Here is a 12,388-nt window from a genome sequence, read left to right on the forward strand (position 1 = left end):
AAATGTTATTTTTACGCTGTGTAATTAAATATGACTAATCAGACTAAATCACAATTTATTGCGGTAGCTTCTATTACCTCGGAGTTAAGTGCCGTCATGGTGGTAGCCAAGGAAATTTCATTAGCGGCGGCCAATGCCAAGGCTATTGCATTTAGGGCGGGGGATAAAGCAAAAGGGTTTCAGCCGATTACTGACTTTATTAATGAATTGGCTAAGGAAACAATCGAGCTGGTTACTAATATCAATATTTATGCATTGGTATTATATCGATTGACCGTTGATGAGTTCCAAAGAACAGCGGCTTACAATAAATTCGAGTTGGCAGCAAAAATGGCTGAAGGTGCTACTTATGCCAAATCAATGCAGGAGCCAGTAGATCATGCAAAGCAATCAATGCAAGATTGCCAACGGCAGTTTAAGCGCGATGTCTCCCAGCTGCTAGGCCAGCTTGAAGCGGTGATGCATCATGCACGAGCCGCACGGGTTATTGCTGCAAACTCAAGAATTGAGGCATCACAAGCGGGTGAATATTTGCAGAGCCTGCAAGCCGTCGCCGAAAGTGTGGATAAAGCCGCACACACCATTCATGATAATGTGCAGCGTTGCAGAATCGCATTATCCGTTTATCGCAATAGTTGAATAGCTGAGGCATTGTTTTTTCATGAAAATGACCAAGATATATGAAGGATCGCACCAATGGATTATGTTTGGAAGGGATGAGGATAAGCCGAGTAATATAATCGATACCAACCAATATGTGGTCCGCACGCCTAATCGTTGCCTGCTGTTGGATCCCGGTGGTGCCGAGTTGTTTGCCCCAATGATGGCGGCAGTGCTGCATCATGCTCCTGTGGATCAAATAACGGATCTGTTCGCCTCGCATCAAGACCCTGACGTGATTTCATCGCTGGGCCTGTGGGATCAGGCATTAACCAATGCCAAACTCCATGCCCCGGCTATTTGGGAGGGTTTTTTGCGGCATTACAGCTGTGAATCAATAGAATATATGCCTATCCCGGATAACGGCGGAACCATCAAATTGGAGTCTGTAGAATTGCAGCTTATTCCCGCCCATTATTTGCACTCGTCCGGTAATTTTCATGTCTATGATCCACAAGCCAAAATTCTGATGTCGGGTGACGTCGGCGCTGCTATCGAAGGGCCTGATGCTCCTTTGTTTGTAGACAATTTTTCTGCGCATGTCGAAAAAATGCGTTATTGGCATCAACGCTGGATGCCGTCAAATCAGGCAAAAAGGGTCTGGATTGAGCGGGTAAGAAACCTTGATATTGATATTCTGGCTCCACAGCATGGGCGGATGTTTAAAGGTGACGATGTCAAACGCTTTTTGGACTGGTTTGATGCTTTACAGGTAGGTATTGCCGTTTAATCGTTTTAAAAGCTGACCCGGTGCATTTGAAGAATTAAAGAAAGCCTTATCGGTTTATTGGCTTATAGTAAGAATTGGCCACCTTTATTAAAGGCGATATTAATTTAGTGCCCTTGAAATAATAAAAACTTCATAGGCTTACATTAGATGCTGTTTATGCACAGATTGGTTTTTGTGGTAATGAATTTGTAATAAATGCTGAATTTCAGCTTGAGGAAACTCTGTGAATTGGTTGTTAGTGATTATAAGTCAATGATTATTATATGTAATAATAATGTTGTATAAAAAAACTACAATCTAACAAAGAAGCAGGTTTTATCGCATCTAAACGCTGCTTTTTATAGCTTATGCACAGAGTTATGCACAGGAATTGTGGAAAAAATTGTAAGTGCTTGATTATTGAATTTGATTACTGAGGTCAGGGGAAAACTTAAAAAAGGCAATAGATAATTTAAGTTTTTCCTTTCATGAGCAGCCTCATCCTTTTAGGATCAATACGGATTGCTATCTAAGGCTGTTGGACAGATCCAAACAATAGTAACGCATAAAGAGTTAATAAAACCCTCTATCCGATAAGGCTGAGCTGGAAACTATCCTAAAAATTATGTCTCAAAGACAAATCCGTCCTCAAATACTCAAGTCGTTTCGCGTTCTTTTCTTAATGAATCAATTCCAAGATTGGCCAGCTCATCCGCTCTATCATTTTCGGTATGACCTGAATGGCCCTTTACCCAAAACCACTCGATATTGTGCCGTTGAATGGCGGCATCCAATCTGCGCCATAAATCTTCATTTTTAACTGGTGTGTTGGCGGCTGTTTTCCAGCCGCGTTTTTTCCAGTTGCTTATCCATTCGGTTATGCCCTGCATGACATACTTTGAATCGGTATTGAGCTGCACGGAACAGGGCTTGGTCAGCATTTCCAGCGCCTGGATTGCCGCCATCAATTCCATGCGATTGTTGGTGGTCTCTGGGGCGCCGCCGTAGACTTCCTTAACATTTCCCTTATAGCTGAGTATAACTCCCCAGCCGCCCGGTCCAGGGTTGCCTTTGCAGGCGCCATCGGTGTAAATAATGACGGAATCAGTCATGTCTGTTGATCTGTGTAAGCAGTTGAATTAAGGGTATTTGTCAGAATTAAACGAGGGTTCAGTGTTTGTATCGGCGTTAATGGGATCAGGTTGTAGCGTCGTTTTATAGCCTTGATCGCATAGGCGGTCGATGTGAGCGAGTGTCCCCTGGTTATAAACTTGTCATGGGTCGACTTTACCGTATCCAGGTTAAACTCCGACGAAACGATGACTTCAAAATTTAATAACTTTAACCAGTCCAAAATCCTTGAGCGGGAAATAAAGTGACCTCCCCATGAATCGGCCATTTTCTTATCCCACAAATACTGGTATCTAACCCATAGGCTCCAAGGATTAAAATTTAGTATGACTAGTAGTCCCTCCGGTTTTAACACCCGCTCTACTTCCCGCATGGTTTGAAACCGAAAGGCATCAAACTCTAATAGATGCGGTACTATGATCATATCCACGCTGTTACTTTGCAAGGGCAGGCTATAGGATTTTGCCTGAATTTTTCTCGCCTGATCGCAGCCTAAGCTTTTGGCATCGAGTACCGTGAAATTCTTATATAAAGTGCAATCGATAAACTCACTTTCCCAGTCTAAGCCGCCGATCTGCAAAATGGTCTGCTGACAGCTGACGGTGATAGACCGTTGTAAATATTCGGCTTCAAGCTGTTGCAGAAGCTTGCCTCTAGGCGTTTGATACCATGCAAATAAGAAGTTACGTTTCATGTTTGAATTCTACACTATCTGACTTTGATGATTTTCAATAAAAACAAGCTATAATGGTAAAATCTTAATAATAAACTTTATTCTTAAAAGGCTTGGATGATGGGCATTAACTTTAACAGATCAGTTAAATTATTATTAGTGTTGATCTTTTTAATCGCTACAGGCTGCTCTACAACCTCAAAAGACTCTTTTAACGACAGACCGCCTGCCAGCGCTGAAACGGATAACAGCTATGTGAGGCACGCCCTGCATCCGTTCGGTAAACAAAAATACAATGTATCATCAAAATATAAGAGTACGGTTTGGGAACGGTTAATTTCTTTATATTCTCTACCCGAAATTGAAAATGAACGGATTGATCGCGAGTTAAACTGGTACTTGCGGCACCCCGGCTATCTTGCCAGAGTTCAACAACGCGCGGAACCTTATTTACACCTAATACTCAACGAGATTGAGGCTAAAAATATTCCCGGTGAATTGGCTTTACTGCCTATCGTTGAGAGCGCCTTTCTGCCGGAAGCTTATTCAAAAAGCGATGCTTCAGGGCTCTGGCAATTCATACCGGCTACCGGCCGTCTGTATGGTCTGCAACAAAATGCCTGGTACGATGGCCGTCGCGACGTTTATGCATCAACCAAAGCGGCAGCCGCTTTTCTCAAACACTTGGGCGAAACCTTCGACGGCGACTGGCACCTTGCGTTGGCCTCCTATAATTACGGCAAAGGCAATGTAAGAAAGGCCATCGAGAAAAATGAAGACCTCAATCTGCCAACGGATTATTGGTCGTTAGACCTTCCCAAGGAAACCTCAGACTATGTGCCACGGTTGCTCGCTATAGCCAGAATCTTCGCCAACGCCGACAAATACAATATTGAATTACAGCCGATTCCCAACAAGCCTTATTGCGAACTGGTTGACGCCAAATCCCAATTGGATTTAAACAAAGCGGCGGAACTGGCCAATACGCCTCTGAATGAATTCTTAAAATTAAACCCAGGCTTTAACCATTCAAGTACTGCGCCACAAGGACCGCATCATTTGTTAATTCCGGTTGCCAAGGCGCAATTATTTAAACAAAACCTGGCTCAATTGCCCTATGATCAGCGGGTCGATATGAAGCGGTACCAAGCCGAAACGATAGCGCAAATACGGCACGATGAAATCCAGACTATTCCAAGCAAACACAAAGTAAAGGCTGGAGAAAGCCTTGCATCTATTGCCAGTAAAAACAACACAACCCCCCAATCGATCCGTCAGGCTAATCACTTAGCTAACAATTCTATTCACTCCGGCATGGTTTTAAAGATGCCGTCGCCGCAAAAAACAGTTAGCGCACAGTTCAACGCTAAAACAGTTAGCAATAACCCCGGAAGCACCCAGATCTATGTGGTGAAGCAAGGGGACACATTCTGGAATATAGCGCAGAAGTTTTCTGTTAGCGTTAGTGATATTGCAAACTGGAACAAAATTACTCCAAAGTCGGCATTAGTTTTAGGCCAGAAGCTGACTATTAAAGCCGCCAAGCAACAACAGGCTGTGGCTGTGACCCCAAAGACTGTAGTTCCACCTGCGGCGGGCATTCGGTCAATTAGTTATATCGTTAAGCGAGGTGATTCACTGGCGCAAATTTCCCGTAAATTTAATGTCTCCATTGCGGATCTGCGTAAATGGAATCCACTGGCAGTCAACAGCTCCCTTATCCCAGGAAAAAAGCTGAAAGTGATTCTTAATACTTGATTGATCTTTAATCTGGTCGGAATGGAAAAAAAGCCGATCTTGAACGCCCAAAGCAAGCTCTGGCGTTCAAAAAATAAAAATGCCCGAATTTAAAGCTTGCTTTGAGATTTAAAAATACTTTTGACGCAGATTAGAGCTGATTGCCGAACAGGATGAGCCGATCAATGTCCAACTAATGCCGCGCTTAAGGTATTCAGCAAAGCCTCATTGCCATGGGCTCTAACATAATCAATCACCACCGGAACAAACTGCTGCACCATCGCAGGCGACATGCCCTGCTGCTGAAAAGCGGAAACCACCGCAACCAAATTGCCCGCCGTTCCACCTGAAGTACCCGCTAGTGAAGATAGACGTCCGGCCAAACCGCCACCTGGCTGTGCTTGGGTTGGCACAGCTCCCAGCATTGTGCTCATATCAGGGACCGACTGTTCCAGTTGGGCAAACGCGTCTGGCTGCATCTTGCTTTTAGCAACCTGAAACAAAGCGCCTGCACCACCTTGAGCCTGAGCCGCTGTCACGCCTGTTCGCTGCATTAATAACTCGGCCAAGCCGCCGGGCTGCACAGCTTGGGCCGCATTGATGGCCTGTTGTTGGCCTTGCAATGGTTGGCTTGCGTTATTCGCCTGACCATTGACGTTGCTATTGACAGCATTAAGCACCTCTTTCCAATTTGCGGCCTCGGCACTATTAACCATTGTCACAGAAATGGCCAGCGACGCACAGAGCGTTAGAAACGTTTTTTGCTGCATATTTCCTCTCATTGAATTAAGTTAGTGTTTAAAAATGGGATATTACGGGATAAAACTTATATTGAGATTAAGCCGGCAGTTCACGAATGATACGCTTGTATTGCTATATGGCGGATTAACCTAAGCAAACCGCAATCATCAAAAGCAGGCTTTTTTAGGCGCTGCACAATACCAAAAAAGGCCGAATTATGTTTTTACTACGTACTACGTATAGATGGATCGCAAAACGCGCCTCTCACTTTCTCAACCGAGCCTCATGCACGGGCAGATGCCTTGCAAATTCTTCAAGGCCTGCGTTCTCGGCCATTTCCCGAGGCGATTCATAATCGTCGATACGTGTTCGAAGACAGGGATCCGCCCCGGCTTGTAATAGAAGCTCCAGAGCCAGAAAATTGCGTTCGCTCACAGCCATGTGGAGTGGCGTGTAATCGTTGATGCCGCGTTGATTGGGATCGGACTTAAAAGTAAGCAGCAGTTTCAAAACCTCCAGCACGTCAGGTCGCCCAGGCGATCCAGGCTGCGACCGGCTGCAAGACAACGCCGCTATCAAGGGCGGAAACCCGGTGTGATCCACAGGATTCGGATCGGCGCCGACTTCTAGCAAAATGCGGATAAAGGGTAACGGGCTATGGTAAATCGCATATTCCAGGCATGTCCCTATGGTTAGAGGCATGGGCCCGTTCGGTATGATGGACGGATCATCGACCGCAGCCTGCAACGCGGCTAAATCGCCCTCTCGGAAAGCCGCGTCAATGTTCTTGAACTTCTCATATTCCAAGCATCGTTCAGCATTTGACTTCATCTTGTTAAGTCTTAGGTTTCAATTCTGTTGATAACTCAAGCATACTCAGCTCCACAGCAAGATCGTAGGCTGTTTTGCCGGCAAATCCCGGCGCGCCGGTGGCCTGCAATAAAAGATCAGCCCCGGATTTGGCTAAAAGGTGAGCGATATCTGTATGCCCTGCAATGAGGGCTAGCATCAAAGCGCTCAACCCAAACTTGGCCGTGACGTTCAGGTCGGCCCGGTGAGCAATTAGCGTTTCAACGATCTCGCAGTGACCGGCATGCGCAGCCAACATCAGGGCCGTTTGTCCATAGCGGTCTCGCGCATTCACATCCATACCTCGTTCAATAAGATTGCGGACAATGTGGGCGTTGCCGCGTTTGATTGCGTTCTGCCAAGCGGCATCCATTAAGCAAACACTCCTGAATACTCGGCTAAAACATAAATCCCGTTTTGCAAAAGCTCAAAAATGGCGGCAGTAACAAAACGATTAGAATGTGATTTCAAGTTGTTGACTTTATGAGGTTTCATGGTAATTAGCATATGCGTTTTTTGCTATATAACGTCAAGCCACGATCAGATCCGGCTTTTCAAACATGTTAGCCATGTAGGGGCGCATCGCGCTCTACATGGCTCATTCATAGCGGATTCCCCTAAAGGCGAATCCGTCTGACAACTTTCAGGTAGCGTTACATAAAATCACATTTAATATACAACTTACCACGATAAAATAAATCTAAACCTTAGATGTCGCAAACTTCATGTCCCAATCAGGCGTCAACATGCGCAATTTGTAAATAATTTTCAGATTGCATGTCGATCAATCTCGACACCGTCCGTTCGAATTCAAACGAACCTTCGCCGGCGGTATAAAGTTCATGAGCGGGGACTTCGGCTGTACAGATCAGTTTCACTTTATGCTCGTACAACGCGTCAATCAGCGTGACAAACCGTTTGGCTTCGTTGCATTTTTCCGTGGTCAGCTTGGGAATATCTGCGAGTATCACGACATCGAAGCGGTTGCCGATTTCCAGGTAATCGGCAGGGCCTAAGGCGTGCATGCACAGTTCGTCAAAAGAGGTGAGGGCGACATTGCCGTGCACTGCCGACAACACTACCTTTCTGCCTAATACCTCCAGCGAGCCCGGTTTCATCGGGGCGTAATTGGTCAGTTCGTTATAACTTTGCCGTATGAATTTTTTGGCGTGTTGATCCAGCGGATAATAGTAAGTCGTCTTTAGCGCGTGTAAATGGCTGAGCCGGTAATCCTGGTCTGCCACCAGCTCGACGACTTTGGCTTTTTCTTGCAGGAGACCGACAAAAGGCAGGAACAGGTCCCGCTGCAGGCCGTCATGATAGAGTTCGCTGGGATGACAGTTGGAGGTAATCACAACAACGATACCCAATTCGAACAGCCTCCGGAACAGTCGCACCAGAATCATCGCGTCGGCGATGTCGGAGACATGGAACTCGTCGAAGCAAAGCAGCAGTTCCGATGCTCTGATATGTTTTGCCAATGCCGAAATCGCATCGGTATTGTGTTGCTTGCGCCATTGGTGGATGAAGGCGTGAACTTCCAGCATGAAGGCATGAAAATGCACCCGCCGCTTTTGGCGGATCGGGCAAGCCTCAAAAAATAAATCCATCAACATAGACTTGCCGCGGCCTACGTTGCCGTAGATATACAGGCTTTGATAATTGGCCGGTTTGGGTCGGAAGAGTTTATGTAGGGGGGATTTTTGCTCGTACTTGACCGTTGTATTTAGGTTGTTGAGCAGGGTTTGCAGGTGATGCAGGGCGGTGATTTGTGCGGGTTCGTATTGGATGATGTCTTGCGCTACCAGGGCGTTGTATTGTTTTTCCAGCAAGCCGGTTTCGGCTTTGGATTGAGTTGAAATTGCTTGTCGTGAGGGCTTTCTTAGCATAATTGCTTTTTGTAGGGAGGATAGCCAGCCAGACGTGGTTCCCGCTGAGGCGACGGACGCAATTATCTCGTCCCGTCTATTCAGGACGTGCGAGTCAGACCTTCCAGGTTTTAAAAACCTGGAAGGTCTAAGAGTGCTGTGTATGACAACGAGAAAAAACGTGATTCTGTCCTTTTCCTACGCTACACCGCCAGCCTTTTTCCGATAACTATCCATTCGGTCAAAGTTCAAATAACGATAAGTATCATCAGCTGTTTCGTTAATTTGACTTGCATAATGCATATATTCATCAAAAGTCGGAATTTTGCCCAGAATCGAACACACTGCCGCCAGTTCGGCTGATGACAGATACACATTCGCGCCATCACCCAAACGGTTGGGGAAGTTACGCGTCGAGGTGGAAACTACGGTAGTGTTTTCGCCAACTCGCGCCTGATTGCCCATACATAACGAGCAGCCGGGCATTTCGGTGCGGGCACCGGCTTTTCCGAAAGTGCCGTAATAGCCTTCCTTGGTCAATTGGCTTTGGTCCATTTTGGTGGGTGGCGCAACCCACAATTGGGTCGGCAATGTGCCTTGGTGTTTTTCCAGCAATTTACCGGCGGCGCGGAAATGGCCGATATTGGTCATGCAGGAACCTAAAAACACTTCGTCGATTTTGGTACCGGCCACGGCGGACAGTGTTTTTATGTCGTCAGGGTCATTGGGGCAGGCCAGCAACGGTTCCTTGATTTCGCTCATATCGATTTCTATGATTTCAAAGTATTCCGCATCGGCGTCCGGCTCCAACAATATTGGATTAGCCAGCCAGTCTTCCATGGCTTTGATCCGGCGCTCAATAGTGCGCACATCGCCGTAACCTTCGGCTATCATCCATTTCAGTAAGGTAATATTGGAATTCAAATACTCGCGGATCGGCGCTTCATTCAAACGCACCGTGCAACCTCCGGCAGAACGTTCGGCAGACGCGTCGGACAATTCAAAAGCCTGTTCCACTTTTAAATCCGGCAGACCTTCGATTTCCAGGATACGGCCTGAGAACACGTTCTTCTTGCCCTGTTTTTCAACGGTCAGCAAGCCGCGTTGTATAGCCGCATAAGGAATCGCATTGACTAGGTCGCGCAGGGTAATGCCCGGTTGCATCTCGCCTTTAAAACGAACCAAAACCGATTCGGGCATATCCAGCGGCATCACGCCCGTCGCTGCGGCAAACGCGACCAAGCCTGAACCGGCCGGGAAGGAAATGCCGATAGGGAAGCGGGTATGCGAGTCGCCGCCGGTGCCGACGGTATCCGGCAATAGCATGCGGTTTAACCAGGAATGGATAATGCCGTCGCCCGGACGGAGCGACACGCCACCGCGATTCATAATGAAATCCGGTAGCGTATGCTGCATGGTGACGTCAACCGGTTTCGGATACGCTGCCGTGTGGCAGAACGATTGCATCACCAGGTCGGCCGAAAAGCCCAGGCAGGCCAAGTCTTTCAATTCGTCGCGGGTCATCGGCCCGGTGGTGTCCTGCGAGCCGACTGTGGTCATACGTGGTTCGCAATAGGTATTAGGACGGACGCCTGCAACGCCGCAAGCCTTGCCGACCATTTTTTGCGCCAGCGTATAACCTTTACCGCTGTCTTTAGCGTCGACCGGACGGCAAAATACAGTGGAAGCCGGCAAGCCCAGCACTTTACGGGCTCGGTCTGTCAAACCACGGCCAATGATTAACGGGATACGGCCACCGGCGCGTACTTCATCCAGAATGACATCGGTTTTCAGTTCGAACTTGCAGATTAGTTCGCCGGTATCGTGGCGCTTAACTTCGCCGGCATACGGGTAAATATCGATCACATCGCCCATCGCCATTTGCGATACATCGCATTCAAAGGGCAGGGCGCCTGAATCTTCCATCGTGTTGAAGAAAATCGGCGCAATCTTGCCGCCGATGCAAACTCCGCCTTCGCGTTTATTCGGAATGTGCGGAATATCATTGCCCATGAACCACAATACCGAATTGGTCGCCGACTTGCGAGAAGAACCGGTGCCGACCACGTCGCCGACATAAGCCACCGGAAAGCCTTTTTGCTTGAGTTCGGCGATTTGCTGTTCGGCATTGGTGATGCCTTCGCGCGGCATTTTCAGCATGGCTTTGGCGTGTAACGGAATGTCGGGGCGCGACCAGGCATCGGGAGCCGGCGACAGGTCGTCGGTATTGGTTTCGCCGCTTACCTTGAACACGGTGATCGTCAGTTTTTCAGGCACTTTGGGCTTGCTGGTGAACCATTCCGCTTCGGCCCAGGAATTAAGCACCTGCTTGGCGAACGGGTTACCGGCATCGGCTTTTTCCTGCACGTCGTGGAAAGCGTCGAATATCAACAAGGTATGGGACAGCGCCTTGGCCGCAATCGGAGCCAAGGCTTCGTTATCCAGCAAATCGATTAACGGCGCGATGTTATAACCGCCCAGCATCGTACCTAGCAATTCGGTCGCGCGCGCCGCATCCAGGATTGGAGAGCTGACTTCGCCTTTTGCGACAGCCGCCAGGAATCCAGCCTTAACATAAGCCGCCTCGTCAACACCGGCGGGAACGCGGTTAGTCAGCAGGTCGAGGATGAACTCATTTTCTCCGGCGGGCGGCTGTTTAATCAGCTCAACCAAAGCGGCGGTCTGTTCGGCATCAAGCGGCTTGGGGACGATGCCTTCGGCGGCGCGTTCTGCTACGTGTTTACGGTATTGTTCTAGCATGAAGAATTCCTGGGGGAAGGTATAAAACGTTTAATCGTTCCCACGGTCTCCGTGGGGATGCAGTAAGCAATGCTCCAGCGTCGCATCAACATCAGTACTGGACGTGTTGGTGCGGCCAGTACTGCATTCCCACGGAAACCGTGGGAACGATGACATTACTTCATCGCCTCAACAATCGCATTACCCATTTCAATCGTTCCGCATTTTGACTGCGGATTAAGATCCGGCGTAACAAACTTGCCTTCATTAACCACTTTTTCAACGGCTGTTTGAATTTTATCTGCCGCGTCATGCTCGCCGAGATGATGCAACATCATGACTCCGGCCATGATGACGGCGGTAGGGTTAGCCAGATTTTTTCCGGCGATGTCCGGTGCACTGCCGTGTACGGCTTCAAACAAGGCTGCATTGTTGCCGATATTGGCACCTGGAATCAGGCCCAGTCCGCCTACCAGGCCTGCGGTCAAATCAGACAGGATGTCGCCGAACATGTTGGTACAGACGACCACATCAAATTGCTTCGGGTCCATCACCATATGCATGCACGCGGCATCGATAATTTTTTCGTCGTATTGAATTTCGGGATATTTCGGGGCGATTTCCCTGGCAACGTCCAGAAACAAGCCTTGTGTGTATTTCAAAATATTGGCTTTATGGCAAACAGTAACTTTTTTACGATTGTTGTCCATGGCGTATTGAAAGGCATACTCGATAATTCTTTCCGACCCTGTTCTGGTGACGACGGCCAGACTTTCCGCGATGTCTTTTTTAGGCGTCAGGTAATGCTCAAGTCCGGCATAAAGCCCTTCGGTATTTTCCCTGACGATAACAATATCGACATCATCAAAGCGGGTTGTGACGCCTGCCCAGTTTTTGGCGGGGCGGACGTTGGCATACAGGTCGTATTTTTGCCGCAATGCTACGTTAATGCTTCTAAAGCCAGTGCCGCCGACAACCGTGGTTAACGGGCCTTTAAATGCCAGCCGGGTTTTGTCTATTGAGGTCATGGTTTCATCCGGCAATGGAGTGCCGAATTGTTCAAAAGCGGCCAAGCCGGCAAATGCTTCTTCCCATTGAATCTTTACGCCGGACGCGTCAATAACTTTAACAGCCTCATCCATTATTGATGGGCCGATACCATCGCCTTTTATCAACGTAACTGCGTGCATTCATTTCTCCAAATTTAAAAAAGAACAGATTAACCGGTGAATTATAGTGCTTTAGGCCTGTGTTTATCCAGTTGCAGTGGTTAAATGGTGC

11 protein-coding genes are annotated in these 12,388 nt (G+C 47.8%); 3 read left to right on the plus strand and 8 right to left on the minus strand.

Going from position 1 to position 12,388, the window contains the following annotated elements:
* Positions 1-30 precede the first annotated feature (30 nt).
* The gene (locus M0R47_RS08620) at positions 31-639 is read left to right on the plus strand and encodes a chemotaxis protein (protein ID WP_292553150.1); all 609 of its coding nucleotides are present in this window, start codon (positions 31-33) and stop codon (positions 637-639) included.
* Between the two features lie 22 nt (positions 640-661).
* Positions 662-1,390 (plus strand): MBL fold metallo-hydrolase, encoded by a 729-nt coding sequence (locus tag M0R47_RS08625; protein WP_292553153.1) that lies wholly within the window; start codon positions 662-664, stop codon positions 1,388-1,390.
* A gap of 635 nt (positions 1,391-2,025) precedes the next feature.
* On the opposite strand, the gene rnhA is transcribed toward M0R47_RS08625, so the two are convergent.
* Entirely contained in the window at positions 2,026-2,481 is a 456-nt protein-coding gene (gene rnhA, locus M0R47_RS08630) for a ribonuclease HI (protein ID WP_292553156.1), read from the minus strand.
* A complete protein-coding gene (locus M0R47_RS08635; protein ID WP_292553159.1) occupies positions 2,478-3,194 on the minus strand; it encodes a methyltransferase domain-containing protein in 717 nt (238 codons plus the stop codon). Before M0R47_RS08635 ends, rnhA begins: the two co-directional genes overlap by 4 nt.
* A 96-nt stretch (positions 3,195-3,290) precedes the next feature.
* Between M0R47_RS08635 and M0R47_RS08640 the strand changes: the two genes are divergently transcribed.
* A complete protein-coding gene (locus M0R47_RS08640) occupies positions 3,291-4,931 on the plus strand; it encodes a LysM peptidoglycan-binding domain-containing protein (RefSeq protein ID WP_366513182.1) in 1,641 nt (546 codons plus the stop codon).
* 161 nt (positions 4,932-5,092) lie between these two features.
* Here M0R47_RS08640 and M0R47_RS08645 read toward each other — a convergent pair whose 3' ends face one another.
* The 6 genes from M0R47_RS08645 to M0R47_RS08670 form a co-directional block, all read right to left on the minus strand.
* Positions 5,093-5,680, minus strand: a complete 588-nt coding sequence (locus M0R47_RS08645) for a DUF2780 domain-containing protein (RefSeq protein WP_292553162.1) — start codon at positions 5,678-5,680, stop codon at positions 5,093-5,095.
* A 235-nt stretch (positions 5,681-5,915) separates the two neighbouring features.
* Entirely contained in the window at positions 5,916-6,482 is a 567-nt protein-coding gene (locus M0R47_RS08650; protein WP_292553165.1) for an ankyrin repeat domain-containing protein, read from the minus strand.
* Positions 6,483-6,486: 4 nt separating this feature from the next.
* Positions 6,487-6,873 carry an ankyrin repeat domain-containing protein gene (locus tag M0R47_RS08655; protein WP_292553168.1) on the minus strand — a complete coding sequence of 129 codons (387 nt, stop codon included), beginning with the start codon at positions 6,871-6,873 and terminating at the stop codon, positions 6,487-6,489.
* A 361-nt stretch (positions 6,874-7,234) separates the two neighbouring features.
* Positions 7,235-8,389 (minus strand): cell division protein ZapE, encoded by a 1,155-nt coding sequence (gene zapE, locus M0R47_RS08660; RefSeq protein ID WP_292553170.1) that lies wholly within the window; start codon positions 8,387-8,389, stop codon positions 7,235-7,237.
* 177 nt (positions 8,390-8,566) lie between these two features.
* Positions 8,567-11,128 carry a bifunctional aconitate hydratase 2/2-methylisocitrate dehydratase gene (acnB, locus tag M0R47_RS08665; protein ID WP_292553173.1) on the minus strand — a complete coding sequence of 854 codons (2,562 nt, stop codon included), beginning with the start codon at positions 11,126-11,128 and terminating at the stop codon, positions 8,567-8,569.
* A gap of 155 nt (positions 11,129-11,283) precedes the next feature.
* On the minus strand, positions 11,284-12,297 hold the full coding sequence (locus tag M0R47_RS08670) for an isocitrate/isopropylmalate dehydrogenase family protein (protein WP_292553176.1): 1,014 nt from the start codon (positions 12,295-12,297) through the stop codon (positions 11,284-11,286).
* Between the last annotated feature and the right edge of the window lie 91 nt (positions 12,298-12,388).

Origin of the sequence: Methylobacter sp. (genome assembly GCF_023227905.1) — a bacterium.
Classification (GTDB): domain Bacteria; phylum Pseudomonadota; class Gammaproteobacteria; order Methylococcales; family Methylomonadaceae; genus Methylobacter_A.